This is a genomic window from Janibacter sp. CX7 (genome assembly GCF_024362365.1).
Classification (GTDB): Bacteria; Actinomycetota; Actinomycetes; order Actinomycetales; family Dermatophilaceae; genus Janibacter.
Map to the genome: position 1 here is coordinate 1,769,488 of NZ_CP101464.1, position 26,140 is coordinate 1,795,627.

Annotated in this window: 24 protein-coding genes and 1 tRNA gene; 5 read left to right on the forward strand and 20 right to left on the reverse strand. The window is 72.0% G+C overall.

Going from position 1 to position 26,140, the window contains the following annotated elements; translation table 11 throughout:
- Positions 1-11 precede the first annotated feature (11 nt).
- Positions 12-2,678, reverse strand: coding sequence for a DNA polymerase I (gene polA, locus NMQ01_RS08640; RefSeq protein ID WP_255183542.1), 2,667 nt, complete (start codon positions 2,676-2,678; stop codon positions 12-14).
- 87 nt (positions 2,679-2,765) lie between these two features.
- On the opposite strand from polA, the gene NMQ01_RS08645 reads away from it, so the two are divergent.
- Genes NMQ01_RS08645 through NMQ01_RS08655 form a run of 3 tightly spaced genes read left to right on the forward strand, consistent with a single transcriptional unit; the run spans position 2,766 to position 5,663 of the window.
- Complete coding sequence (locus NMQ01_RS08645; protein ID WP_255183543.1) at positions 2,766-3,209, forward strand: hotdog fold thioesterase; 444 nt, start codon at positions 2,766-2,768, stop codon at positions 3,207-3,209.
- A 3-nt stretch (positions 3,210-3,212) separates the two neighbouring features.
- Positions 3,213-4,895, forward strand: coding sequence for a hypothetical protein (locus NMQ01_RS08650; RefSeq protein ID WP_255183544.1), 1,683 nt, complete (start codon positions 3,213-3,215; stop codon positions 4,893-4,895).
- A gap of 15 nt (positions 4,896-4,910) precedes the next feature.
- Positions 4,911-5,663 (forward strand): DUF554 domain-containing protein, encoded by a 753-nt coding sequence (locus NMQ01_RS08655; RefSeq protein ID WP_255183545.1) that lies wholly within the window; start codon positions 4,911-4,913, stop codon positions 5,661-5,663.
- A gap of 55 nt (positions 5,664-5,718) precedes the next feature.
- Here NMQ01_RS08655 and NMQ01_RS08660 read toward each other — a convergent pair whose 3' ends face one another.
- The 14 genes from NMQ01_RS08660 to hisI form a co-directional block, all read right to left on the reverse strand.
- Positions 5,719-6,318, reverse strand: a complete 600-nt coding sequence (locus tag NMQ01_RS08660) for an ANTAR domain-containing response regulator (RefSeq protein ID WP_255183546.1) — start codon at positions 6,316-6,318, stop codon at positions 5,719-5,721.
- A gap of 28 nt (positions 6,319-6,346) precedes the next feature.
- Positions 6,347-6,432: transfer RNA gene (locus tag NMQ01_RS08665), tRNA-Leu, on the reverse strand.
- A 43-nt stretch (positions 6,433-6,475) separates the two neighbouring features.
- Complete coding sequence (gene pyk / locus NMQ01_RS08670) at positions 6,476-7,960, reverse strand: pyruvate kinase (protein WP_255183547.1); 1,485 nt, start codon at positions 7,958-7,960, stop codon at positions 6,476-6,478.
- Positions 7,961-8,043: 83 nt separating this feature from the next.
- Complete coding sequence (locus NMQ01_RS08675; RefSeq protein ID WP_255183548.1) at positions 8,044-9,501, reverse strand: glutamate synthase subunit beta; 1,458 nt, start codon at positions 9,499-9,501, stop codon at positions 8,044-8,046.
- Complete coding sequence (gltB, locus tag NMQ01_RS08680) at positions 9,494-14,059, reverse strand: glutamate synthase large subunit (RefSeq protein WP_255183549.1); 4,566 nt, start codon at positions 14,057-14,059, stop codon at positions 9,494-9,496. The genes NMQ01_RS08675 and gltB overlap by 8 nt, the downstream gene beginning before the upstream one ends.
- Positions 14,060-14,183: 124 nt before the next feature.
- Positions 14,184-15,056: a prolipoprotein diacylglyceryl transferase gene (gene lgt, locus NMQ01_RS08685; protein ID WP_255183550.1), complete on the reverse strand. Its 873-nt coding sequence runs from the start codon at positions 15,054-15,056 to the stop codon at positions 14,184-14,186.
- The gene (locus tag NMQ01_RS08690) at positions 15,053-15,850 is read right to left on the reverse strand and encodes a thioredoxin domain-containing protein (RefSeq protein WP_255183551.1); all 798 of its coding nucleotides are present in this window, start codon (positions 15,848-15,850) and stop codon (positions 15,053-15,055) included. Before NMQ01_RS08690 ends, lgt begins: the two co-directional genes overlap by 4 nt.
- On the reverse strand, positions 15,847-16,326 hold the full coding sequence (locus NMQ01_RS08695) for a MauE/DoxX family redox-associated membrane protein (RefSeq protein ID WP_255183552.1): 480 nt from the start codon (positions 16,324-16,326) through the stop codon (positions 15,847-15,849). Before NMQ01_RS08695 ends, NMQ01_RS08690 begins: the two co-directional genes overlap by 4 nt.
- Positions 16,323-17,120, reverse strand: coding sequence for a tryptophan synthase subunit alpha (gene trpA, locus NMQ01_RS08700; RefSeq protein WP_255183553.1), 798 nt, complete (start codon positions 17,118-17,120; stop codon positions 16,323-16,325). The genes NMQ01_RS08695 and trpA overlap by 4 nt, the downstream gene beginning before the upstream one ends.
- The gene (gene trpB / locus NMQ01_RS08705; RefSeq protein ID WP_255183554.1) at positions 17,117-18,337 is read right to left on the reverse strand and encodes a tryptophan synthase subunit beta; all 1,221 of its coding nucleotides are present in this window, start codon (positions 18,335-18,337) and stop codon (positions 17,117-17,119) included. Before trpB ends, trpA begins: the two co-directional genes overlap by 4 nt.
- Before the next feature lie 14 nt (positions 18,338-18,351).
- The gene (gene trpC / locus NMQ01_RS08710) at positions 18,352-19,140 is read right to left on the reverse strand and encodes an indole-3-glycerol phosphate synthase TrpC (protein WP_255183555.1); all 789 of its coding nucleotides are present in this window, start codon (positions 19,138-19,140) and stop codon (positions 18,352-18,354) included.
- 9 nt (positions 19,141-19,149) lie between these two features.
- Positions 19,150-19,740: a Trp biosynthesis-associated membrane protein gene (locus tag NMQ01_RS08715; RefSeq protein ID WP_255183556.1), complete on the reverse strand. Its 591-nt coding sequence runs from the start codon at positions 19,738-19,740 to the stop codon at positions 19,150-19,152.
- The gene (locus NMQ01_RS08720; RefSeq protein ID WP_255183557.1) at positions 19,737-21,308 is read right to left on the reverse strand and encodes an anthranilate synthase component I; all 1,572 of its coding nucleotides are present in this window, start codon (positions 21,306-21,308) and stop codon (positions 19,737-19,739) included. The genes NMQ01_RS08715 and NMQ01_RS08720 overlap by 4 nt, the downstream gene beginning before the upstream one ends.
- Entirely contained in the window at positions 21,305-21,679 is a 375-nt protein-coding gene (hisI, locus tag NMQ01_RS08725) for a phosphoribosyl-AMP cyclohydrolase (RefSeq protein ID WP_255183558.1), read from the reverse strand. The genes NMQ01_RS08720 and hisI overlap by 4 nt, the downstream gene beginning before the upstream one ends.
- 95 nt (positions 21,680-21,774) lie before the next feature.
- On the opposite strand from hisI, the gene NMQ01_RS08730 reads away from it, so the two are divergent.
- The gene (locus NMQ01_RS08730) at positions 21,775-22,413 is read left to right on the forward strand and encodes a TIGR03085 family metal-binding protein (RefSeq protein WP_255183559.1); all 639 of its coding nucleotides are present in this window, start codon (positions 21,775-21,777) and stop codon (positions 22,411-22,413) included.
- Between the two features lie 18 nt (positions 22,414-22,431).
- On the opposite strand, the gene hisF is transcribed toward NMQ01_RS08730, so the two are convergent.
- Positions 22,432-23,220 carry an imidazole glycerol phosphate synthase subunit HisF gene (hisF, locus tag NMQ01_RS08735; protein WP_255183560.1) on the reverse strand — a complete coding sequence of 263 codons (789 nt, stop codon included), beginning with the start codon at positions 23,218-23,220 and terminating at the stop codon, positions 22,432-22,434.
- Positions 23,221-23,302: 82 nt separating this feature from the next.
- On the opposite strand from hisF, the gene NMQ01_RS08740 reads away from it, so the two are divergent.
- On the forward strand, positions 23,303-23,851 hold the full coding sequence (locus tag NMQ01_RS08740) for a hypothetical protein (protein ID WP_255183561.1): 549 nt from the start codon (positions 23,303-23,305) through the stop codon (positions 23,849-23,851).
- On the opposite strand, the gene NMQ01_RS08745 is transcribed toward NMQ01_RS08740, so the two are convergent.
- The 4 genes from NMQ01_RS08745 to pnuC are packed head-to-tail and all read right to left on the reverse strand — an operon-like array spanning position 23,838 to position 26,098.
- Positions 23,838-24,272, reverse strand: coding sequence for a PH domain-containing protein (locus tag NMQ01_RS08745; RefSeq protein WP_255183562.1), 435 nt, complete (start codon positions 24,270-24,272; stop codon positions 23,838-23,840). The two genes, NMQ01_RS08740 and NMQ01_RS08745, sit on opposite strands and share 14 nt — an antisense overlap.
- Entirely contained in the window at positions 24,260-25,099 is an 840-nt protein-coding gene (hisG, locus tag NMQ01_RS08750) for an ATP phosphoribosyltransferase (RefSeq protein WP_255183563.1), read from the reverse strand. The genes NMQ01_RS08745 and hisG overlap by 13 nt, the downstream gene beginning before the upstream one ends.
- 10 nt (positions 25,100-25,109) lie before the next feature.
- Complete coding sequence (locus NMQ01_RS08755) at positions 25,110-25,373, reverse strand: phosphoribosyl-ATP diphosphatase (RefSeq protein WP_255183564.1); 264 nt, start codon at positions 25,371-25,373, stop codon at positions 25,110-25,112.
- An 11-nt stretch (positions 25,374-25,384) separates the two neighbouring features.
- Positions 25,385-26,098, reverse strand: a complete 714-nt coding sequence (gene pnuC / locus NMQ01_RS08760; protein ID WP_255183565.1) for a nicotinamide riboside transporter PnuC — start codon at positions 26,096-26,098, stop codon at positions 25,385-25,387.
- Positions 26,099-26,140: the final 42 nt, after the last annotated feature.

A 26,140-nucleotide genomic window follows, 5' to 3' on the forward strand; every position in this document is an offset into this window, starting at 1 on the left:
GCGCCCGCCGGTCAGTGGGCGGCGTCGTGCCAGCTGCGCCCGAGCCCCACCGAGACGTCGAGCGGGACGTCCATCTCGACGGCCGCGCCCATCTGCTCGCGCACGAGGGCCTCCACGGCCTCGGCCTCACCGCTCGCGATCTCGATGACGAGCTCGTCGTGCACCTGCAGGAGCACGCGGGAGCGCAGGTCACCCGCGCCGAGCTCCCGGTCGACACGCAGCATCGCGAGCTTCATGATGTCGGCCGCGGAGCCCTGGATCGGCGCGTTGAGCGCCATCCGCTCGGCCATCTGCCGACGCTGACGGTTGTCGCTCGTCAGGTCGGGCAGGTAGCGGCGCCGACCGAGCATCGTCTCGGTGTAGCCCGTGGCCCGGGCCCGGTCGACGACCTCCTCGAGGTAGTCACGCACCCCGCCGAACCGCACGAAGTACTCGTCCATGAGGTCGCTCGCCTCGCCCGTCGAGATGCCCAGCTGCTTGCTCAGGCCGAAGGCGCTCAGCCCGTAGGCGAGGCCGTAGGACATCGCCTTGACCTTGCTGCGCATCTCGCTCGTCACGTCCTGCGGCTCGACGCCGAAGACCCGCGCGCCCACGAAGCGGTGCAGGTCCTCACCGGTGCGGAAGGCCTCGATGAGCCCCTCGTCGCCCGACAGGTGGGCCATGACCCGCATCTCGATCTGGCTGTAGTCGGCGGACATGAGCGACTCGTGCTGCGGCCCGACGACGAAGACCTCGCGGATGCGCCGGCCCTCCTCGGTGCGGATCGGGATGTTCTGCAGGTTGGGGTCGGTCGACGAGAGTCGTCCGGTGGCGGCGATGGTCTGCTGGTAGGTCGTGTGGATGCGGCCGTCGTCGGCCACCGACTTGATCAGACCCTCGACCGTCACCCGCAGGCGGGTGGCGTCGCGGTGGCGCAGCAGCGCCTCGAGGAAGGGGTGCTCGGTCTTGGCGTACAGGTCGGCCAGCGCGTCCGCGTCGGTCGTGTAGCCGGTCTTGGTCCGCCGGGTCTTGGGCAGCCCGAGGGTCTCGAAGAGCACCGTCTGCAGCTGCTTGGGCGAGCCGAGGTTGATCTGCTCGTCACCGATGGCGGCCCACGCGTCGGCCTGGGCGGTCGCGACCTTGTCGGCGAAGACGGCCTCGAGGCCGGTGAGCGCGTCGCTGTCGACGGCGATGCCCGCTGCCTCCATGGCGGCGAGGACCCCGACGACGGGCAGCTCGACCTCACGCATGAGGTGGGTGCCGCCGGTCTCCTCGACGAGCTCCTCGAGGACGGGCGCCAGCTCCACGGCCGCCGCTGCGCGGACCATGGACGAGCGGCCGGCCTCGGAGTCGTCGCCGGAGAAGTCGAGCATGCCCTGGTCGGACTCCTCCGCACCTGCGGTGAGGTCGCGGCCGAGGTGGCGCACGGCGAGGTCGGCGAGGTCGTAGGAACGCTGGTCGGGGCGCACGAGATAGGCGGCGATGGCCGTGTCGACGGCCAGTCCGTCGAGCGGCAGGCCGGAGGCGGCGAGGGCGAGCATCGGGCCCTTGGCGTCATGCATGACCTTGGGTCGCTCGGCGTCGGCGAGCCAGGTGCGCAAGGCGGACTCGTCGTCGGGGGCGAGGTCGGTGACCGGCACGTGGGCGGCCTCGCCCGCGACCGTGGCCAGCCCCAGCCCGAGCACCTCGCCGCCGCCCCGGCCCCACTCACCGACGACGTCGACGCCGAGCCGGTCGGTGCCGTGCTCCTCGAGCCAGGGGCCGACCTCGCCGGCACCGAGCACCCGGCCGTCGACCTCGACCCCACCGGTGACCTCCGACTCCTGGGTGTCGAAGGTCGCGAAGAGCCGGTCGCGCAGGACCCGGAACTCGAGGCTGTCGAAGAGGGTGTGGACCTGCTCGCGGTCCCACTCGCGCCGGGCGACGTCGTCGACGCCGACGGGCAGGTCGACGTCGCGCAGCAGGGCATTGAGCCGACGGTTGCGCAGGACCTGGTCGAGGTGGTCGCGCAGCGACTGGCCGGCCTTGCCGCCGATCTGGTCGACCGAGGCCACGATGCCCTGCAGGTCGCCGTGGGCGTTGATCCACTTCGCCGCCGTCTTGGGGCCGACGCCGGGGACCCCGGGCAGGTTGTCACTCGCCTCGCCGACGAGCGCGGCGAGATCGCTGTAGCGATCGGGCCCGACCCCGTACTTGTCGGCGACCGCCTCCGGCGTCATCCGCACGAGGTCGGAGACACCCTTGCGCGGGTAGAGGACCGTCGTGCGCTCGTCGACGAGCTGGAGCGTGTCGCGGTCACCGGAGCAGATGAGCACGTCCATGCCGGCCTCGCGCCCCTGGGTCGCCAGCGTCGCGATGATGTCGTCCGCCTCGAAGCCCTCGAGCTCGACGTGCGTGATGTTGAGCGCGTCGAGCACCTCCTTGAGCAGCGGGATCTGCCCGGAGAAGGCGTCGGGGGTCGCGCTGCGACCGGCCTTGTACTCCGCGTACTCCTCGCTGCGGAAGGTCGCGCGGGAGACGTCGAAGGCGACGGCGACGTGCGTGGGCTCCTCGTCGCGCAGGACGTTGATGAGCATGGCGACGAAGCCGTAGACGCCGTTGGTGTGCTGGCCCGTGCTCGTCGAGAAGTTCTCGGCAGGCAGCGCGAAGAAGGCGCGGTAGGCGAGGGAGTGTCCGTCCAGCAGCAGTAGTCGACTCACACGGCACACCCTAGGTGTTTGCACCGACGACCCGCCCCCGTGGCAGGCTGACCCGAGACGTCCGACCCCACTCCGCAGGAGAGCCTGATGACCCAGTCCCCCGACCGTCCCGCTGCGCCGACGCTGGAGGGCGAAGCCCTCTCCGCGCACCGGGGTGCCCTCGCCGAGCGCATGGGCATCGAGGTCCTCGAGGCCGCGGCGGACAAGATCGTGGCCCGGATGCCGGTCGAGGGCAACACCCAGCCCTACGGGATCCTCCACGGGGGCGCGAGCGTCGTCCTCGCGGAGACCCTCGGATCCATCGGATCTGCCCTGCACGCCCACACCCTCGGCAAGATCGCCGTGGGTCTCGACATCAACGCCACCCACCACCGGGCCGCCCGCGAGGGCTGGGTCACCGGCACGGCGGTCCCGGTGACGCTCGGTGGCAGCGTGGCCTGCTACGAGGTGACGATCGTCGACGACTCCGGCCGGCGCACCTGCACCTCGCGCATCACCTGCATCCTGCGTGCCGCGGCGCCGGGCGCCTGACGCTTGGGACCGCGCAAGGACGCCCCCCTTCGTCGTCTCGCCGACCTGCCGGAGCGACTCGACCCCCGCGGGTGGACGACGACCGACCGGCTCGTCGCGGTCGCGATCCTGGCCGTTCTCGTCGCCCCCGTCGCGGCCGCCGTCCAGGCCATCGCCCACGGCTGGCAGCCGACCGGTGACGACGCGACCGTCGCGCTGCGCACCGCCGGCATCCTCGACGGGCACCTGCCGGTCACCGGCATGCGCAGCACCTCCGGCGACGGCGGCGACCAGTCCCTCGCGACCCACCACCTCGGCCCGCTGCAGTTCTACCTGCTCGCGCTCCCGCTCGCCCTCGCCGGCGGTTCGGCCGCCGGCCCCGTCGTCGGCGGTGCCCTCGTCGCGGCGACCGCCTCCGTGCTGTCCGTCGTGTGGGCCCGTCGGCTCGGTGGCGACCTCGGGGTCGCCGTCTTCGCCTCCGGCGTCCTGCTCACCCAGTGGGCCATCGGAGCCGAAGGGATGTTCCGTCCCTTCAACCCCTACGCCCCGCTGCTGCCGACCTTCCTCGCCCTCCTCCTGCTGTGGGCGCTGGCGCAGGACGATCGCCGGGCGCTGCCTCCCTTCGTCGTCGCCGTCTCGCTCATCGCCCAGTCCAACCTGGCCTTCCTGCCGCTCGCAGTGGCCCTCGCCGCGCTGGCCACCGGCCTCGTGCTGCGGCCACGCCTCGCCCGGACCCGTCGACGACGGCACCCGGGTGACCGCACGGCGCACCGGTGGGCCCTCGGACTCGGGGTGCTCGTGTGGCTGCCGAGTCTCGTCGAGTTGGTCGTGCACCACCCCAACAACCTCAGCCAGCTCGTGCGCTGGGCCACCTCCGGCACCGGTGATCCCATCGGTCTCGCGGCCGGCATCGGGCACCTCGACCTCATCGCTCCGGGCCCCGGCGGCTTCCGCCGCAACTCCCCCGACCTGCTCGTCGACGGTGGCGGCTTCGCCACGGTCCTGGGCATCGGGCTCCTCGTCCTCCTCGCGGTCATCGCCACCGGCTACCGCGTCCCCCAAGGGCGTGCGAGCAGCGCCTGGCCGGCCCGGGTCGCCCTCGTCGCCAACCTCGGGATGCTGGCCACGGCCTCCCGGCTGCCGGAGTGGCCGCTCGCGCCCTACTGGGTCGTCACCTGGCTGCCGGTCGCGGCCTTCACGTGGTGCGCCCTCGCCTGGCGCGTTCTGGCCTACCTCGAGTCGGCGACGCCGCGACTGCCGCTGCGCATCGCCCGCCCCCTCGGGGCCGGCCTCGTGGCCGGCGGGGTCGCCGCGAGCGTCCTTGCGCTGCAACCGGCCTGGGCCGAGTACACGTCGATCACCCGCGTGGCGACCGCCACGGCGGACGACCTCGGCCCGGGCGAGGGGCGACACGTCCAGATCAACGGCCTGGGCTTCGTGCCCACCCTGAGCGCCTCGCCGGCCGTCGCGTGGCAGGCTCACCGGCAGGGCTGGCAGCCGCACTACCTGACGCCGTGGCCCTTCGCCGAGGACGCCGAGCACCTGTGGGCCGGCACGGCACCGGAGGGCACCGACGTCGTCCTGCTCACCGACACCGCGGAGCCGGAGCTCGCCGACGACGTCCCGGCCGGAGCCCGGCAGGTCGCGACGATCCCCCTCGAGCACCGCGAGGGCACGATCGGCGTCTATCGTGACCCCGGCAGCTGAGCGAAGGGCGACGACGTGGACTTCATCGGTGCGGGCACGGTCATCAACGTGCTCGCGGTGGTCGCCGGCTCGCTGGCCGGCATGGCCGTCGGCGGGCGCCTGCCCGGGCACACCCGGCAGGTGGTCACGGACTGCCTCGGCCTGGTGACGCTGCTCATGGCCGGGCTGTCGGCCATGGACGTGACCTCCCCGGCCCTAGCCGACGCCGTCGGCTCCGGCGCGCCGGTGCTCATCGTCCTCGGCTCGCTGCTCGTCGGCGGCATCTGCGGTTCGCTGCTGCGCATCGAGGAGCGGCTCGAGCTGCTCGCGGGGCGGGTGCAGGCCTTCGTCGGGTCGCGGCGCGACGACGCCGCGGGTCGGGAGCGCTTCGTCGAGGGGTGGCTCACCGCCAGCCTGCTCTTCTGCGTCGGGCCGCTCACCATCCTCGGCAGCCTCGACGACGGGCTCGGTCGCGGCATCGACAAGCTGGCGCTCAAGTCGGTGCTCGACGGTTTCGCCAGCCTCGCCTTCGCCTCGACCTTCGGCATCGGGGTGCTCATGTCGGCGGTGAGCGTCGCGGTCGTCCAGGGGTCGCTGACCCTGCTCGGCGTCGCGCTCGGCGCCCTCCTGCCGGAGGCGCACATCGCCGCCCTCACGGCCACGGGAGGGCTCGTGCTCGTCGGGATCTCGTTGCGGCTGCTGCAGATCCGCCAGATCCCGGTCGGCGACATGCTGCCGGCCCTGCTCGTGGCGCCGCTGCTCACCCAGCTGGTCATCACGCTGGGCTGAGGCGCCGGGCCGGGAGCCCGACGCCGTACCGGGGCGCGTGCCCCGGGAGGTCGGGTCAGGCCTTGTCCATCCCGGCGACGACGGCGTCGGCAACCTCGCGCATGCCGAGGCGGCGGTCCATGGCGGTCTTCTGGATCCAGCGGAAGGCCTCGGCCTCGCTGATCTTGAGCTTCTTCATCAGCACGCCCTTGGCCTTCTCGACCGCCTTGCGCGTCTCGAGCCGCTCCCCGAGGTCGGCGACCTCGGACTCGAGGGCCTTGAGCTCGGCCCAGCGCGAGGTCGCGACCTCGATGGCCGGCGTGACGTCGGAGACGGTGAAGGGCTTGACGATGTAGGCCATGACGCCCGCGTCACGGGCCCGCTCGACGAGCTCCTTCTGGGAGAAGGCGGTGAGCATGATCACCGGGCAGATGCGCTTCTCGCCGATCGTCTCGGCCGCCTGCAGCCCGTCCATCACCGGCATCTTGACGTCCATGATGATCAGGTCGGGCTGCAGCGACTCGGCGAGCGAGACCGCCTCCTCGCCGTTGCTCGCCTGACCGACGACGTCGTAGCCGGCGTCGGTGAGCATCTCGGCGAGGTCGAGGCGGATCAGCGCCTCGTCCTCGGCGAGCAGCACTCGCTGCCCCTGGGGGGAGTCGGTCTGCGCGGTCATGCTGCACCCTTCGTGGTTGGTTGTGCTGTGGTGCCGAGGGCGGGACTTGAACCCGCACGCCCTTGCGGGCAAAGCATTTTGAGTGCTCCGTGTCTGCCATTCCACCACCCCGGCCGGGGCGTGGTCAGCATACCGATCGGGAGGCGTGACCCCCGACTCAGCCCATGCCGCCGGGCAGCGCCCCCGTAGGCGGCTCGTGCCCGTCGCGGTAGGCCACGGCCGTCTTGTTGCGCGCGTCCCCGATGCGGTGCACGCGCAGGGCATTGGTCGAGCCCGGCACGCCGGGCGGCGAGCCGGCGACGATGACCACCCGGTCGCCCTCCTCGACCCAGCCGAGGTCGAGCAGCTGCTCGTCGACCATCAGCGCGTACTGGTCGGTGTGGGTGACCGGCGGGGTGAGGAAGGTCTGCATGCCCCACACGAGCGAGAGCTGCGACCGGGTGTCCTGCACCGGGGAGAAGGCGAGCATCGGCAGGCCGGAGCGCACCTGCGCCAGTCGCCGGGCCGATCCCCCGAGCTGGGTGAAGGCGATGAGGTACTTGACCCCGAGGGCCTCCCCCGTCTCGGCCGCCGCTGCCGCGATGACCCCACCCTGGGTGGTCGGCGGGGCCATGAGGTCGCGCATGCGGCTCAGGCCCTCCTCCTCGGTCGTCTCGATGATCTTGGACATCGTCTTGACGACCTCGATGGGGAACTTGCCCACCGCGGTCTCCCCCGACAGCATCAACGCGTCGGCACCGTCGAGGACGGCATTGGCGGCGTCGGAGGCCTCGGCGCGGGTGGGTCGCGAGTTGTCGATCATCGACTCGAGCACCTGGGTGGCCACGATGACCGGCTTGGCCTTCTGCCGGCACAGCTCGACGGCCCGCTTCTGCACGAGCGGCACCTGCTCCAAGGGCAGCTCCACGCCGAGGTCGCCGCGGGCGACCATGATCCCGTCGAAGGCGTCGATGATCTCCTCGAGGGCCTCGACGGCCTGCGGCTTCTCGATCTTGGCGATGACGGGCAGGCGCACGCCGACCTCGTCCATGATCTCGTGCACGCGGGCGATGTCGTCGGCCGAGCGCACGAAGCTCAGCGCGATGTAGTCGGCTCGCAGGCCGAGCGCCCACCGCAGGTCCTGCTCGTCCTTGTCGGACAGCGCCGGCGCGCTCACCGCGGCACCCGGCAGGTTGATCCCCTTGTTGTCCGACAGCGGGCCGCCGTAGACGACGACGCACCGCACGTCGGTCTCGTCGACGTCGTGGACCGCGAGGGTGATCTTGCCGTCGTCGACGAGGATCGTGTCGCCCGCGCTCACGTCACCGGCCAGCCCGGCATAGGTCGTGCCGACGACCTCCTGGTCACCGGGCACGTCCCGGGTGGTGATGGTGAAGTGGTCGCCGGCGGCAAGGGTGATCGGACCGTCGGCGAAGCGCCCGGTGCGGATCTTGGGCCCCTGCAGGTCGACGAGCACACCCACGGCGTGGCCGGTCGCGTCGCTCGCCTCGCGCACGCTGCGGTAGTTGGCCTCGTGGACGGCGTACTCGCCGTGCGAGAGGTTGAGCCGGGCGACGTCCATGCCGGCCGAGACCAGCTCACGGATGCGCTCGGGGGTGGATGTCGAGGGACCGAGGGTGGACACGATTTTGGCGCGACGCATGTCACCACCCTATGACCGCGACGTCACCACGGACGAAGGGGATGACCGCCGAGACGGTCATCCCCTTCGTCGGCCGTGCCGGCTCAGACGACGAGCGGACGGTCCGTGGGGTTGATCGGGCGCGGCAGCTGCGAGCGGCCCATGAGATAGGTGTCCACACCGTTGGCTGCGGCGCGGCCCTCGGCGATCGCCCACACGATGAGCGACTGCCCGCGGCCAGCGTCACCGGCGACGAAGACGCCCGGGACACCGGTCTGGTAGTCCTTGCCGCGCACGATGTTGGAGCGCTCGTCGGTCTCGAGCCCGAGCTGCGCCACGACACCCTCGGGGTCGGGGCCGAGGAAGCCCATGGCGAGCAGGACGAGCTGGGCCGGCAGGACCCGCTCGGTGCCCTCGACCGGCTCGAAGCCCTGGTCCGTGCGCTCGACCTCGGTCAGGCGCAGGCCGGAGACCTTGCCCTCGTCGTCGCCGATGATCTCGGTCGTCGACACGGCGTAGACCCGGTCGCCGCCCTCCTCGTGCGCCGAGGCGACGCGGAAAAGCATCGGGTAGGTCGGCCACGGCTGGCTGCCCGGACGCTCCGTGCCCGGCTGCGGCATGATCTCCAGGCTCGTCACGGACTTCGCGCCCTGACGGATGGAGGTGCCGATGCAGTCGGCGCCGGTGTCGCCGCCACCGATGATGATGACGTCCTTGCCCTCGGCGGTGACCTGGCCCTCGACCTCCTCGCCGAGCGCGACCCGGTTGGCCGGCGGGAGGAAGTCCATCGCCTGGACGACACCGTCGAGTTCCCGGCCCGGGACCGGCAGGTCGCGGGGCACGGTCGCACCGATCGCGAGGACGACGGCGTCGTAGCGGTCCCGCAGCTGCTGGCCGGTGATCTCGTTGCCGATGTCGACACCGGAGCGGAATCGGGTGCCCTCGGAGGTCATCTGCTGGATGCGCCGGTCGAGGACCCGCTTCTCCATCTTGAACTCCGGGATGCCGTAGCGCAGCAGGCCGCCCGGGGCGTCCGCGCGCTCGTAGACGGCCACGGTGTGACCGGCGCGGGTCAGCTGCTGGGCCGCGGCCAGGCCGGCCGGGCCCGAGCCGACGACCGCAACGGTCTTGCCGGTGAGCCGGTCGGGGATCTGCGGGGGCACGTCGCCGCGGCCGAAGGCCTCCTCGATCGTGCGCACCTCGATCTGCTTGATCGTCACGGCCGGCTGGTTGATGCCGAGCACGCAGGCGGTCTCGCAGGGCGCCGGGCACAGGCGACCGGTGAACTCCGGGAAGTTGTTGGTCGCGTGCAGCCGCTCGATGGCGTCGTGCCAGTCGCCGCGCCAGGCGAGGTCGTTCCACTCCGGGATGAGGTTGCCCAGCGGGCAGCCCGAGTGGCAGAAGGGGATGCCGCAGTCCATGCAGCGGCCGGCCTGGCGCTGCAGCTGGCCGCGCTCCTGCTCCTCGTAGACCTCCTTCCAGTCCTTGATGCGCACGTCGACGGGGCGACGCTGCGGGAGCTCGCGCTCGCGGGTGTTGAGAAAGCCGTGCGGGTCAGCCACGGGAAGCCTCCATGATCCGGTCCCAGACGACGGAGCCGTCGACGTCGAGGCCCTCGGCCTCGGCGTCCGCCCGCACGTCGAGGACGCGCTGGTAGTCGCGGGGCAGGACGAGCTTGATGCGGTCCAGGCCCGCACCACCCTCGTCGAGCAGACGCTGGGCGACGGCGGAGCCGGTGCGCTCGAGGTGCTGCTGGAGCAGACCACTCACGACCTCCCGGTCGCCCTCGCGAAGGGGGGTGACATCGACGAGCTCGGGGTTGACGAGGGACTCGTCGAGATCGAGCACGAAGGCATTGCCCCCGGACATGCCGGCCGCGAAGTTGCGGCCGGTCGGCCCGAGGACGAGGACCGTGCCACCGGTCATGTACTCGCAGCCGTGGTCGCCGACGCCCTCGACGACGGCGGTGGCGCCGGAGTTGCGGACGCAGAAGCGCTCGCCGACGACACCACGGAGGAAGATCTCGCCCGAGGTGGCGCCGTAGCCGATGACGTTGCCGGCGATGACGTTGTCCTCGGCGACGTACTTCGCGTCCTCCGGGGGCCGCACGATGATGCGACCACCGGACAGGCCCTTGCCGACGTAGTCGTTGGCATCGCCGACCATCGTCACGGTGATGCCTGCGGGCAGGAAGGCGCCGAGGCTCTGACCGGCCGAGCCGGTGAGGGTCAGCTCGATCGTGCCGTCGGGCAGGCCCTCCGGGTGCCGCTTGGTCACCTCGTGGCCGAGCATCGTCCCGAGCGTGCGGTTGACGTTGCGCACCGCGAACTCCGCCGCGACGTGCTCGCCACCCTCGAGGGCCGGCTGCGCCGCCGCGATGAGCTCGTGGTCCAGCGCCTTGTCGAGGCCGTGGTCCTGGGCCCGCGCGTGGCGCACGCCCGAGCCGTCGAAGGAGCTGACCTTGGCGAAGATCGGGCCCAGGTCGAGACCCGAGGCCTTCCAGTGCTCGACCGCCTTGCGGGTGTCGAGCAGGTCGACCCGGCCGATGGCCTCGTCGAGGGTGCGGAAGCCGAGCTCGGCGAGCAGCTCACGCACCTCCTCGGCGATGTACTCGAAGAAGGTCTCGACGAACTCCGGCTGGCCCGAGTAGCGCTCGCGCAGTTCGGGGTTCTGCGTCGCGATGCCGACCGGGCAGGTGTCGAGGTGGCACACCCGCATGAGGATGCAGCCGCTGACGACGAGCGGTGCCGTCGCGAAGCCGAACTCCTCGGCACCGAGCAGCGCGCCGATGAGGACGTCGCGGCCGGTCTTGATCTGCCCGTCGACCTGCACCGCGATGCGGTCGCGCAGGCCGTTGAGCACGAGGGTCTGCTGGGTCGACGCGAGGCCGAGCTCCCACGGACCACCGGCGTGCTTGAGGGAGGTGAGCGGCGAGGCACCGGTGCCGCCGTCGTGACCCGAGATGAGCACGACGTCGGCGTGCGCCTTGCTCACGCCCGCCGCGACCGTCCCGACACCGATCTCGCTGACGAGCTTGACGTGCACGCGCGCCTGCGGGTTGGCGTTCTTCAGGTCGTGGATCAGCTGCGCCAGGTCCTCGATCGAGTAGATGTCGTGGTGCGGCGGCGGGCTGATCAGGCCGACACCCGGGGTCGAGTGACGGGTGCTCGCGACCCACGGGTAGACCTTGTGGCCCGGGAGCTGCCCCCCTTCGCCCGGCTTGGCGCCCTGGGCCATCTTGATCTGGATGTCGTCGCTGTTGGTCAGGTAGGCCGACGTGACGCCGAAGCGGCCCGAAGCGACCTGCTTGATCGAGCTGCGACGCTCGGGGTCCATGAGGCGCTCGAGGTCCTCGCCCCCCTCACCCGTGTTGGAGCGGGCACCGAGGCGGTTCATCGCGACCGCGAGGGTCTCGTGGGCCTCGCGGCTGATCGAGCCGTAGCTCATCGCACCGGTGGAGAAGCGCTTGACGATCTCGCTCACCGGCTCGACCTCGTCGATGGGGATCGACGGGCGGTCGTCAGCGAGGGCGAAGAGCCCGCGCAGGGTCATCAGCCGCTCGGACTGCTCGTTGACCCGGTCGGTGTACTGCTTGAAGATGTCGTAGCGCCGCGCCCTGGTGGAGTGCTGGAGACGGAAGACCGTCTCCGGGTCGAAGAGGTGCGGCTCGCCCTCGCGACGCCACTTGTACTCGCCACCGACCTCGAGGACCCGGTGCGGCGGGCGCATGCCCTCCGGCGGGTAGGCCCGCGCGTGCCGGGCCGCGGTCTCGGCCGCGATGACGTCGAGACCGATGCCGCCGAGCTGGCTCACCGTGCCGGTGAAGTACTCGTCGACGAGCTCCTGGCTCAGGCCGAGCGCCTCGAAGACCTGGGCGCCGCGGTAGGAGGCCACGGTGGAGATGCCCATCTTCGACATCACCTTGAGCACGCCCTTGCCGAGCGCCTTGATGAGGTTGCGGACCGCCGTCTCCTCGTCGACAGCGGTGATGACCCCGCGACGGACCATGTCCTCGACGGACTCCATGGCCAGGTAGGGGTTGACCGCGGCGGCGCCGTAGCCGATGAGCAGCGCGACGTGGTGCACCTCGCGGACGTCACCGGTCTCGACGATCAGGCCGACCTGGGTCCGCGTGCGCTCCCGGATGAGGTGGTGGTGCACGGCCGAGGTGAGCAGCAGCGACGGGATCGGCGCGAGGTCACGACCGGAGTCGCGGTCGGACAGCACGATGAACCGGGCGCCCTCGGCGATCGCGTCGGAGACCTCGGTGCAGATCCGGGTCAGGGTGGCGCGCAGCGCCTCCTCTCCCCCGGTCACGTCGTAGAGACCGCGCACGACGTGCGTCGCCTTGCCCGGCAGCTCGCCGTCGGCGTCGATGTGGACGATCTTGGCCAGCTCGTCGTTGTCGATGACGGGGAAGGGCAGGACGACCTGGCGGGCGTGGTCGGGGTCGGCATCGAGGACATTGCCCTCCGGGCCGATCGCCGTGCCGAGCGCGGTGACGAGCTCCTCGCGGATCGCGTCGAGCGGCGGGTTGGTCACCTGGGCGAACATCTGGGTGAAGTAGTCGAAGATCAGCCGCGGCTTCTCCGACAGGACCGCCACCGGGGTGTCGGTGCCCATCGAGCCGAGCGCCTCCATGGCCTTCTCCGCCATGGGCGTGAGCAGGATCTTCAGCTCCTCCTGCGTGTAGCCGAAGGTCTGCTGGCGGCGGGCGACGGAGGCCGGCGTGTGCAGGATGTGCTCGCGCGGCGGTAGGTCGCCGAGCATGATCCGGCCCTCGTCGAGCCACTGCCCGTAGGGGTGCTCGGCCGCGAGCTGGCCCTTGATCTCGGCGTCCTCGACGATCCGCCCGGCGGCGGTGTCGACCAGGAACATGCGGCCCGGCGTCAGACGCCCCTTCTGGACGACGTGCTCGGGCTCGAGGTCGAGCACGCCCGACTCGGAGGCGAGGACGACGAGGCCGTCGTCGGTGACCCAGTAGCGACCGGGACGCAAGCCGTTGCGGTCGAGGACCGCGCCGACGAGGCTGCCGTCGGTGAAGGTCACGCAGGCCGGGCCGTCCCAGGGCTCCATGAACATGGAGTGGAACTCGTAGAAGTCCTTGAGCTCCTGCGGCATGGTCGCGTGGTTCTCCCACGCCTCGGGGATCATCATCAGCACGGCGTGCGGGAGCGAGCGGCCACCGAGGTGGAGCAGCTCGAGCACCTCGTCGAAGGACGCCGAGTCCGACGCCTCCGGGGCGCAGATCGGCATGATCCGCTGCAGGTCGCCGGGGATGATGTCGCTGCTCAGCAGGGACTCGCGCGCCCGCATCCAGTTGCGGTTGCCCTTGACCGTGTTGATCTCGCCGTTGTGCGCGATGAACCGGAAGGGGTGGCTGAGCGGCCAGCTGGGGAAGGTGTTGGTCGAGAAGCGCGAGTGGACGAGCGCGAGCTCGCTCTCGAAGCGCTCGTCCGACAGGTCCGGGTAGAAGGGCTCGAGCTGCGCGGTGGTCAGCATGCCCTTGTAGGCGATCGTGCGGGCCGACAGCGAGGCGAAGTAGACGCCGGTCTCGCGCTCGGCGCGCTTGCGGGCGACGAAGGCGAGGCGCTCGAGGGTCAGGCCGGAGACCTCGCCGCCGGGGGCGGCGACGAAGAGCTGCCAGAAGTCGGGCATGCAGTCGCGGGCCATCTGGCCGACGATCTCTCGCTCCACCGGCACCTGACGCCAGCCGAGGACCTGCAGGCCCTCCTCGCGGACGATCTCGTCGATGCGCTGGGTCATCGCCTCGCGCTCGGCCGCGTCCGTCGGGACGTAGGCGGTGCCGACGGCGTAGTGCCCGGCCTCGGGCAGCTCGAAGTCGACGACCTCCCGGAAGAACCGGTCGGGGACCTGGCTGAGGATGCCGGCACCGTCTCCGACGAGCGGGTCGGCGCCGGTGGCGCCACGGTGCTCGAGGTTGGTCAGGGCGAGCAGGGCGTGGTCGACGATGTCGTGACCGGCGTGACCGCGCATCGTGGCGACCATGGCGACGCCGCAGGCGTCCTTCTCGGTGTCACGGCGGTAGAGACCGGTGTCGGGCGGCAGGGCGGACCAGCGCTCATAAGGGGAGAAGGACACATCGGTCACGTCGGTCACCGTCCTCGGGTGTGAAGGTTCGGGGAGGTACCCGGGACTCCGGTGCCGGGTCGACGGGTACCTGTTTCAGGGGCATCCGCGGACGTCGACGGCCACGGCGAGTGGAAGTGTAACAGCGCCTGTCTTACCTACTGAGAGGCGACTTCTCACTATCTGAGATATTCGTCTCCTCGCCCGAGCGTGCGCGCCGGCCGAGGACGATGTACAGAACCACACCGAGGACGAAGACGGCGAGGCTCGTCCAGATGTTGACGCGCAGTCCCAGGATCGTGTTCGCGGCATCGGTGCGCAGCATCTCGATGAAGAAGCGCCCCACGGGGTAGCCCGCGATGTAGAGGGCCATGACCTGCCCCGGCGCCAGCCGCACCCGCCGGTCGACGGCGATGATCACGATGGCGAGGACGAGCAGGAAGAGCGACTCGTAGAGGAAGGTCGGGTGGAAGGTGCCCAGGACGATCGGGTCCCCCGCCGCGTCGACCGCCGCGCGACCACCCGCCCAGCGATGGATCTCCAGGCCCCACGGCAGATCGGTCTCGGGGCCGTAGATCTCGTTGTTGAACCAGTTGCCCCACCGGCCGATGGCCTGGGCCACGAGGATGCCGGGCGCCACGGCGTCGGCGAAGGTGAGGAAGGACACCCCGAACTGCCGGCAGCCGATCCAGGCACCGACGGCGCCGAGCGCCACCGCACCCCAGATGCCGAGCCCGCCCTCCCAGATCTTCAGGGCGTCGAGAGGGTGCCCCCCTTCGCCGAAGTAGGGCTGGGGCGTGGTGATGACGTGGTAGATCCGGCCGCCGACGATGCCGAAGGGCACCGCCCACATGGCGACGTCGAGGACCGCACCCTCCTCGCCCCCGCGGGCGCGCAGACGCTGGTCACCGATCCAGATCGCCGCGGCGATGCCCGCGAGGATGCACAGGGCGTAGGCGTGGATCGTCAGCGGCCCCAGCTCGAGGACCCCGACGGTGGGCGAAGGGAGGAGCGCCGGAGTCGTCACGGGGTGGCCACCAGGTCCTGCGGGACCTTGCCACTCGTGAGAATCTCCTCGAGGCGCTGGGTGTCGGCGGTCATGGAGCCCTGGTCGAGGAGCGACCCCCAGTTGAGCTGGGTGCCCTCCACCTCGATGACCGGCGTGCCGGTGATCCCGTCCTTGACGCTCTGGTCGTCGACGCTCTGCACGTAGTCGACGTAGGTCTCCTTGTCGGTGCACTGCTGCCATGACGACATGGCGTCCCCCGAGAGCCCGGCTTCCTTCGCCGCCTTGGTGTAGTCGCTCGTCGGGAAGCCCTCGCGGGTCTCCTCCTCGGGCTGCAGCGCGAAGAGCGCCTGGTGGTACTCCTCCCACTTCCCCTGGTCCGCGGCGCAGACGGCGCTCGACCCGGCGACGGCCGACGAGTCGCCGCCGGTGTTGGTGTCGATGACCGTCTTGAGGTGGACGCGCAGGCGGATCTTGCCGTCCTTGGCCAGCTCGTTGATCGAGTCGCCCATCGACGACTCGAAGGTCCGGCAGATCGGGCAGCGGAAGTCCTCGTAGACATCGACGACCGGGGCGTCCTCGGCCGGCTTCGCCGAGGCGAAGGGCTCGATGGGCTCCCCCTTCGTCACGCCGTCGGGCAGCTGGCTCGCGCCGCCGCCCGAGCCGCCGCCGTCGCGGCTGGCCCAGATGACACCGCCCACGACGAGGGCGATCGCCAGGACGGCGACGATGCCGGCGACGACGATGACGTTGGCGCCGCCCCCGGTGCCCCGGGCGGCGGCCTGCGCCTTGGCCTTGCGGTCGTTGGTGCTCACTGCATCTCCTTGTCCCCGAAGAGGAGCCGGTCGAGGCTCCAGGTCGATCTCGACCGGATGGCCAGCCATGCCCCGCACACGGCGAGGCCGAGGTCGCGCGCAATCTCGCGACCGTACTTCGTCTGCTCGGGAGCCACCTGACCGCCGCCTCCGAAGCAGCCGCAGTCGATGCTCAGCCCGCGGGCCCACGCCTGCGCGATGCCGATGACGAAGGCGAGCATGAGCACGGTCCCGATGACCGCGCACACCCGGGTGAAGAGCCCGAGGACGAGCAGCACGCCGACGACGATCTCGACCCACGGCAGGGCATAGCCGATCCAGCGCGCCAGCTCGAAGGGCAGGACGTCGTAGGCCTGCACGGCCCGGGCCGCGCCGAGCGGGTTGCCGACCTTGAGCGCGCCGGCGACGACGAGCACGACCCCGAGGACGAGCCGGGCGAGCAGCCCGACGTGGTCGCGCAGGGCGGCCCGGCTCACGCCCGGCCCCGCACGCCCTCGGCGAGCTCGGCGGTCAGCTCCCGCAGCGCGGCGAGCCCCTCGTCACGGCCGCGGTCGAGCAGGGTGGCCACGAGCGCGCTGCCGACGATGACCCCGTCGGCGAAGGAGGCGACCTCGGCCGCCTGGGCACCCGTGCCGACGCCCAGGCCGACGCACACGGGCAGGTCGGTGACGGCGCGCACGCGCTCGACGAGGCCCGGCGCCGCCGAGCCGACGGCGCCCCGGGCTCCGGTGACGCCCATCGTCGAGGCGGCGTAGACGAAGCCGCTGCACGCAGCGGTCACCGTCGCGAGCCGCTCGGGCGTCGAGCTGGGGGCGACGAGGAAGATCCGGTCGAGGCCGTGACGGTCGCTCGCCTCGATCCACTCCCCCGCCTCCTCGGGCACGAGGTCGGGCGTGATGATGCCGGCGCCGCCCCCGGCCGCGAGGTCGGCGGCGTAGCGGTCGACGCCGCGGCGCAGCACGAGGTTCCAGTAGGACATGACGACCGGCACGGCACCCGCGCCGCGCACGGCGGCGGTGGCCCGGAAGACGTCGTCGACGTGGATTCCCTTCGCGAGGGCCTCGGTGGCGGCGCGCTGGATGACCGGGCCGTCCATGACCGGGTCGCTGTAGGGCATGCCGACCTCGACGATGTCGGCGCCGGCCTCGGCGAGCGCGGCCACGGCCGCGATCGATCCCTCGACGTCGGGGTAGCCGACGGGCAGGTAGCCGATGAGCGCCGCACGCCCCTCGGCCCGGCACCGCTCGAAGACACCCTGCAGCGCGCTCATGCCTGTCCCTCCTCGTCGTCGACGAGGCCGAACCACTGCGCCGCCGTGTGCATGTCCTTGTCGCCCCGGCCGGAGAGGTTCACCAGGAGCAGCGCCTCGGGGCCGAGCTCGCGACCCACCTCGAGGGCTGCCGCCAACGCGTGCGAGGACTCGAGCGCCGGGATGATGCCCTCCGTGCGGCAGAGCAGCTGGAAGGCGTGCATCACCTGCTCGTCGGTGGCATAGCGGTACTCGGCCCGGCCGGAGTCGCGCAGGTGGGAGTGCTCGGGGCCGACGCTCGGGTAGTCCAGGCCCGCGGAGATCGAGTGCGTCTCGAGGGTCTGGCCCTCGTCGTCCTGCATGAGATAGCTCATCGCCCCGTGGAGGACACCCGGCTCGGCCGTCGCGAAGCGCGCGGCGTGCCGACCGGTCTCGATGCCCTCGCCGCCGGCCTCGACGCCGACGAGGCGGACGCCCTCGTCGCCGACGAAGCGGTGGAAGATGCCCATGGCATTGGACCCGCCGCCGACGCACGCGATGACGGCATCGGGCAGGCGCCCGGTGAGCTCGAGCACCTGCTCACGGGCCTCCTCGCCGATGATCTTGTGGAAATCACGGACCATCTCGGGGAAGGGGTGCGGGCCGGTCACCGTGCCGAGGACGTAGTGGGTGTGCTCGACGTTGGTCACCCAGTCGCGCATGGCCTCGTTGATCGCGTCCTTGAGGGTCGCGCTGCCGTGCTCGACCGCGACGACCTCGGCGCCGAGGATCTTCATGCGGGCGACGTTGAGCGCCTGCCGCTCGGTGTCGACCTTGCCCATGTAGACGGTGCACTCCAGGCCCATGAGGGCCGCGGCGGTCGCCGTCGCGACACCGTGCTGCCCGGCGCCCGTCTCGGCGATGACCCGGGTCTTGCCCATGCGCTTGGTGAGCAGCGTCTGGGCGAGCACGTTGTTGATCTTGTGGCTGCCCGTGTGGTTGAGGTCCTCGCGCTTGAGGATGATCCGGGCGCCACCGGCGTGCTCGGCGAAGCGCGGCACCTCGGTGATGATGCTCGGCCGGCCCGTGTAGGTGCGGTGCAGCCGGGCGAGCTCGTCGACGAACTCGGGGTCGACGGCGGCCTTCTGCCGGGCCTCGTCGAGCTCCTCGAGCGCCGGGATGAGCGCCTCGGGGACGTAGCGCCCGCCGAAGCGGCCGAAGCGGCCCGCCGCGGGCTCGGGGGTGGTCTGGTCGGTCATGGGTCCTCCGGTCGTCACTGCTGGCCTGCGGCGATCATCGCGCGCACCCCGCCGGCGGGGTCTCCGCCGACGACGAGAGCCTCGCCGACGAGGATCGCGTCGGCCCCGGCCCGGGCGAAGAGCTCGGCCTCCTGCGGTCCCGTGACGCCGGACTCGGCGATCCGGACGCACGAAGGGGGGATGAGCGGGGCGAGGCGGGCAAAGGTGTCGGTGTCGACGTCGAGCGTCTTGAGGTTGCGGTTGTTGACGCCGATGACGGTGGCGCCGGCGTCCACCGCGCGGGTCGTCTCGGCCTCGTCGTGGACCTCGACGAGCGCGGTCAGGCCGAGGCTGCCGGCCAGGCCCATGAGGTCGGCCAGGCGCCGGTCGTCGAGCGCGGCGACGATGAGCAGGATGATGTCGGCGCCGTGGGCCCGCGCCTCCCAGATCTGGTACTCGCTGACCATGAAGTCCTTGCGCAGGACCGGCAGGTCGACGGCGGCGCGGACGGCGTCGAGGTCGTCGAGGCTGCCGCCGAAGCGGCGCTGCTCCGTGAGCACGGAGATCGCGCTCGCCCCACCCTCGGCGTAGGCGCTCGCGAGCGCCGCCGGGTCGGGGATGTCCGAGAGGGCGCCCTTGCTCGGGCTGGAGCGCTTGACCTCCGCGATGACGCTCAGGCCGGGGCGCCGCAGGAGCGCCTCGGCGTCGCGTGGGGCGGGCAGTCCGTCGCACTGGCGCTGCAGGCGCTCGAGCGACGTCTGCGCCTCGCGCCCGGCCAGGTCCTCACGGACGCCGTCGATGATCTGGTCGAGGACGCTGGGCATGCCGACAGGCTAGTCGACGCTCGGGTCGTCCCCGAGGGTGACCCGGTCCCAGTCGGAGGCGACCCGCTCCCCGCGCGCCCCGCTGACGTCACCGGCGTCCGGGTCGCCGCCCGGGCGCTCGTACTTGCCGCCGAGACCGCCCCACCGACGACCACCGACGACCCCGCCGACGCAGGAGATCGCGAGGAGCCCGGCCGCGACGACGGCGACCCAGGGCCAGGTCGTCGCCGATCCGGTCGCCTCGAGGGCGCCGGTCCCGCCGGAGTGGGTGGCCGCGACGGACCCGAGGACCGCGGGAGCGTCGAGGACGGCCCTCAGGGAGAGGGCGACGACCCCGGCGGCGACGAGGCCGAGCACGGCGAGGCAGATCCAGCGGGCGATCCGGCCCGAGGTCGTGGCGGCGATGGCCGCGGCCATGGCGACGAGCGCGATGCCGGCGAGACCCGGGGCGGCCTCCGAGCCGGTGGCGCTGCTGCGCACCGGGCCGGCGACACCGTCGACGGTGCCGGTGATCCAGTCGGCGCGACCGGCGGCGAGCAGGACGATCCCGGCCGCGATGGCGAGCAGGACGACGACGGGCTTGCGGGTGAGCAGCCTCACGAGGCACCCCCGACGGGTCGCACGGCGCGCGCGGACGCGACCGCGGCGAGCGCGGCCCCGGCCTTGTGCACCGTCTCCTCCTGCTCGAGGCTCGGCACCGAGTCGGCGACGATGCCGGCACCGGCCTGCACGTGGGCCCGCCCGTCCTTGACGAGCGCGGTGCGGATGGCGATGGCCATGTCCATGTCGCCGTGGAAGTCGAGATAGCCGACGACCCCGCCGTAGACCCCGCGGCGACTGCGCTCGTAGTGCTCGATGAGCTGCAGGGCGCGCGGCTTGGGCGCACCCGAGAGCGTGCCGGCGGGGAAGGTGGCCACGAGGACGTCGAAGGCGTTGACCCCCTTCGCCATCTCGCCGACGACGGTCGACTCGAGGTGGATGACGTGGCTGTAGCGGCGCAGGTTCATGAACTCGACGCACTCGACGGTGCCGGCTGAGCAGACCCGCTGCAGGTCGTTGCGGCCGAGGTCGACGAGCATGAGGTGCTCGGCTCGCTCCTTGGGGTCCTCGATGAGGTCCTCCTCGAGCTGGAGGTCCTGCTCCGGGGTCTTGCCCCGGGGACGGGTGCCGGCGATGGGGTGGGTGATCGCCCGGCGGCCGGTCACCTTGACGAGCGCCTCCGGCGAGGAGCCGACGACCTCGTAGACCGACCCGTCGGGGTGCGGCAGCCGCACGAAGTACATGTACGGGCTCGGGTTGGACCGCCGCAGCGCGCGGTAGACCTCGAGCGCATCGACGGGGCAGGGGGTGCTGAAGCGCTGCGACAGCACGACCTGGAAGACCTCGCCGGAGCGGATGTCCTCCTTGGCCTGCTCGACGATCTCCTCGAAGCGCTCGACCGTCACGTCGCTCTCGACCTCCCTGCGGGCCGCGGCCGCTGCCTCCGGGTCGACGGTCGCGACCGTGCTCGGGGCCGGGGCCGCGAGCCGCTCGGTCATCGCGTCGAGTCGGGCGACGGCGTCCTGCCAGGCCTCCTCGACCCGCTCGTCGGTGTCGTCGTAGTTGATCGCATTGGCCACGAGCAGGAGCGAGCCGTCGCTGTGGTCGAGGACGGCGACGTCCGTGGCGAGGACCATGCCGAGCTCGGGCACGCCGAGCACGTCGGGCAGCTCGCTCGGCACCCGCTCCCACCGGCGCACGGCGTCGTAGGTGATCGCGCCGACCATGCCGCCGGTCAGGGGCGGCAGCCCGTCGATGGGGTCGGTCGACAGGGCCTCGAGGGTCGCCCGCAGCGCAGCGGTGGGGTCGCCGTCGGTGGGCACGCCGACGGGCGGCTCGCCGATCCAGTGCGTCTGCCCGTCGCGCTCGGTGAGCGTCGCGCGGCTCTGCGCGCCGATGATCGACCACCGCGACCACACGCCGCCGTGCTCGGCCGACTCGAGGAGGAAGGTGCCGGGCGCGTCCCCCGCGAGCTTGCGGTAGACGCCGACCGGGGTCTCGCCGTCGGCGACGAGGCGTCGCACGACGGGCACGACCCGACGGTCCCGGGCGAGGACGCTGAAGGTGTCGAGGTCGGGCCAGGTGCGTCCGGGGGTGAGGTCTGGCACCTCCGTCTGCGGTGCCGTCACGCCGTCGCCCCCACGCTCGCACCGAGGTCGCCGGCGTCGAAGCAGGTGCGGTCGCCGGTGTGGCAGGCCGCGCCGACCTGGTCGACCTGCACGAGGAGGGCATCGCCGTCGCAGTCGAGGGCGACCGAGCGCACGTGCTGCACGTGGCCCGAGGTGTCGCCCTTGCGCCAGTACTCCTGCCGGCTGCGGGACCAGAAGGTCACCCGACCGCTCGTCAGCGTGCGGTGCAGGGCCTCGTCGTCCATAAAGCCGAGCATGAGCACCTCTCGGGTGTCGTGCTGCTGGACGATCGCGGCGACGAGACCGGCGGGGTCCCGGCTCAGCCGGTCGGCGATCTCGGGGGGCAGGGGCGAGGTCGAAGGGGTGGACACCCCCGCATTCTGGCACTCGCTCGCGTCGCGTCGCCGAGGTGCCCGGGGTTACCCTGCGACGTCAGACAGACCGTCCACCGGCCGAGGAGGCCCACGTGATCCGCCATGCACGCGCCGAGCGCCTCGCCCTGTGCGACACCCTCCTCGAGGTCGGCCCCGACGTGCCGACCCTGTGCGGCACGTGGACGAGCGCCGACCTGCTGGCCCACCTCCTCGTCCGCGAGGGGCGCCCGGACCTGGCCGCGGGGATCTTCGCCGCTCCGCTGGCCGGCCGCACCGAGGCCGCGATGGCCGGCCTGCTGGCGAAGCACGACTTCGGTGACCTCGTCGAGCGGCTGCGCCAGGGGCCGCCGCGCCTGCACCCGGCGCGGGTGCCGGCCGTCGACGAGCAGATGAACCTCGTCGAGATGTTCATCCACCACGAGGACGTCCTGCGGGCGCAGCTCGGCGCGCCCCGGCGCACCCTCAGCAGCGAGATGACCTCGGCCCTCGGTGACCGCCTGGGCCTCATGGGCCGGATGCTCTTCCGCAGTGCGAAGGGGGTCGACCTCGCCCTCGTCACCGCCAAGCGGCGCACGAAGGTCGGCTCGGGCAACGGCCCGGTCGTCGAGATCCACGGCCGACCCGGCGAGATCCTGCTCTTCGGCTACGGCCGGCAGGCGGTCGCGGAGGTCGAGCTCATCGGCCCGCCCGATGCGGTCGAGACGGTCCGCACCGGCAGCTACGAGGTCTGAGCAGCCGGTCGGCGCGGCTCAGTCGGCGCGGCCGCGCCGCACCGGGTGCCCGGCCGCGTCGAGGGCGTCCTTGACCTCACCGATCGTCACCTCGCCGAAGTGGAAGATGCTCGCCGCGAGCACCGCATCGGCCCCGGCCTCGACCGCCGGCGGCATGTGCTCGGCGGCGCCGGCCCCACCGCTGGCGATGACCGGGATGCCCACCTCGGCGCGCACGGCCCGGATCAGCTCGAGGTCGAAGCCCGCCTTGGTGCCGTCGGCGTCCATGGAGTTGAGCAGGATCTCCCCCGCCCCGAGCTCGGCGGCGCGGGCGCACCACTCGATGGCGTCGAGCCCCGTGCGGGTCCGACCGCCGTGGGTCGTCACCTCGAACCCGCCTGCGGCAGAGCCGTCCTCGCGGGTGCGTCGGCGCACGTCGGCCGACAGCACCAGCACCTGGGCGCCGAAGCGGTCGGCGACCTCGCTGATGAGCTCGGGCCGCGCGATGGCGGCCGTGTTGACCCCGACCTTGTCGGCGCCGCAGCGCAGCAGCCGGTCGACGTCGTCGACGGTGCGCACTCCCCCGCCGACCGTGAGCGGGATGAAGACCTCCTCGGCCGTGCGCGTCACGACGTCGTAGGTCGTCGCCCGGTCGGAGCTGCTCGCCGTGACGTCGAGGAAGGTCAGCTCGTCGGCCCCCTGCTGCCCGTAGCGCCGGGCGAGCTCGACAGGGTCACCGGCATCACGCAGGTGCTCGAAGTTGACGCCCTTGACGACCCGTCCGGCGTCGACGTCGAGGCACGGGATGACACGCACGGCGAGAGACACGCGGGGCAGCCTACCTAGCAGGGCGAAGGGAGCACCGCCGCCGGTCACGTGGTGGGCCGGGCCGGCGGCTACGCTCCGTGCGGTGCCCGCCCTTCGTCAGGTCCTCGACCACGCCGCCACGGCACCGCCCTCGTGCGGCCGGGTCCACGTCATCGCCGTCGACGGGCGCAGCGGCTCCGGCAAGACCTCCCTCGCCCGCGAGGTCGCAGCCGCGTGGGAGGCGCCGGTGGTCTCGATGGACTCGATCTATCCCGGCTGGTCCGGGCTGGCCGCTGCCACGGGCCTGCTCGTCGAGCACGTGCTGCTCCCCCTGACCCGCGGCGAGGACCCGATCGTCCCGACGTGGGACTGGCTCGCCGACCGACCCGGCCCGCGGATCCCGCTCGAGGTCGACGCGCGGCTCGTCGTCGAGGGCTGCGGGAGCACGGTGGGCGCGGCGGCCCCCTTCGCCGGCACGCGGGTGTGGCTCGACGGGGCGCCGGAGCTGCGCCGGGCGCGGGCGATCGCGCGTGACGGAGCGGTCTTCGAGGCCCACTGGGAGATGTGGGCCGCGCAGGAGGAGGCGGTCTTCGGGGCGGACGGCACCCGCAACCGGGCCCACCTGGTGCTGGAGCCGCTCAGCGGTCGATGAGGTCCGCCAGGCGCTGTGCCTCGTCGACCGAGCCCGCGCCGTCAGAGCGCTGGATCGCCATGACCGCCATGTCGAGGCCGTCGGCGAGGTCGATGCGCGGCCACGGCATCCCCTGGGAGAAGCGCACGGCCGTGATCTGCTCCCACGGCACGAGCTCGCCGGGCCCGAGGTTGCGCACGTAGAGCCCCTCGGCGGTCGGCCGGGCGTGGATCGTCGCGTAGCGCGACATGAGCGCGGCGACACCGACCCCGATGCCGATGCACGTCAGCTGGTCCATGATCTCGTAGCGGTCGGGCAGGCTGAGCGCGAGCAGCACCGACCCGACGAGGGTCGCGACGCCGAGGACCGTCGCGACCCACCGCCCGCGGGTGGGACGGAAGACGGCGGCGGCGGCGCGGTCGGGGGCGGTCACAGTCGGCACGCGGTGATCTCGGTAACGAGGATGGCCCTGGCGCCGAGGTCGTAGAGCTCGTCCATGATCCGGTTGGTCCGACCCCGGGGCACCATCGAGCGCACCGCGCACCAGCTCTCGTCGTGCAGGGTGCTGACCGTCGGCGACTCGAGGCCCGGTGTCAGCTGCACCGCCTGCTCGACGATGGCGGCCGGGCAGTCGTAGTCGAGCAGGACGTACTCGCGGGCCGTGACGACGCCGGTGAGGCGACGGTGGAGGACGTCGATTCCCCCTTCGCTCGCGTCCGCGCGGCGGATGAGCACGGCCTCGCTGCGCAGGATCGGCTCGCCGAAGACCTCGAGCCCCTGCTGGCGCAGGGTCGTGCCGGTCTCGACGACGTCGGCGATCGCGTCGGCGACGCCGAGGGTGATGGCGGTCTCGACGGCGCCGTCGAGACGCACGACGTCGGCGGTGACCCCCTTCGCCTCGAGGTGCGAGCGCACGAGGCCGGCATAGGAGGTGGCCACGCGACGACCGTCGAGGTCGGCGGCGCTGCTCGCCTCGCCGGGGCGGCCGGCGAAGCGGAAGGTCGAGCCGCCGAAGCCCAGACCCATGACCTCGGTGGCCGTGGAGCCGGAGTCGAGGAGCAGGTCGCGGCCGGTGATGCCGGCGTCGACCTGGCCCTTGCCGACGTAGAGGGCGACGTCACGCGGACGCAGGTAGAAGAACTCGACGTCGTTGTCCTGGTCGGCGACGATCAGCTCCTTGCTGTCGCGGCGGACGCGGTAGCCCGCCTCGCGGAGCATCTCGACGGTCGGTTCGGACAGGGAGCCCTTGTTGGGGACGGCGATGCGCACGGGAGTCCTCTCAGAGGTGGGTGTAGACGTCCTCGACGGTGAGCCCACCGTCGATCATGAGGACCTGCAGGTGGTAGAGCAGCTGGCTGATCTCCTCGGCCAGCTCCTCCTTGCTCTGGTACTCGGCCGCCATCCACACCTCGGCGGCCTCCTCGACGACCTTCTTGCCGATGGCATGGGTCCCCGCGTCGAGCTGGGCCACGGTGCCCGAGCCCTCGGGCCGCTCGGCTGCCTTGCGGGTGAGTTCGTCGAAGAGGCTCTCGAAGGTCTTCACAGGGCCCCAGACTAGTTGGCGAGCACGGTGGACTCGTCCACGGGCTCACGGTCCGGACGCTCCGTGCGCGAGGCACGCAGCCACACGACGAAGCCGTAGAGGACGAAGCCCGCGTAGACGGCGTAGAGGACGGCCGTCGGCAGGTAGCCGCTCGTCCACAGCAGCGGCACGCCGACGAGGTCGACGCCGATCCAGATGAGCCAGAACTCGTTCCACCCGCGGGCCATCGCATAGGTCGCCAGGAGCGAGCCCATGAAGATCCACGCATCGGCCACGTGGTACCAGCGCGGGGCGGGCCACCCGGCGCCGAGCATCGTGAAGACCTGTTGGGCCACCGCGATGCCGATGACCATCATCACGGCCAGGCCGGCGCGCTCGCCCCACGTGGCCCACCGCGGGGTGATCGCGTGGGCGTCACCCGTGTGCTGCTCGCGCTTGACCTGCCGCCAGCGCCACCAGCCGTAGACCGAGGTGATGATGAAGAAGATCTGCCGGGCCGACTGGCCGAAGAGCGGCGCCTTGTCGTCGACGCCCAGCGTGATGCCGATGTAGACGAAGAAGAGGATGACGTTGCCGACGATCCCGATCGGCCAGGCCCAGACCTTGCGGAGCATGCCGCCGACCGCCGAGGCCAAGCCGAAGCCGATGCCGATGACCTCCATGAGGGAGAGCCGGTAGCCGGCGATGTCGACGCCGGCCGAGTAGATCCATTCGATGATGGACATGGGTGATCCGATCCGCGCGCGCCGCTCCCGTCCGGACTGTCA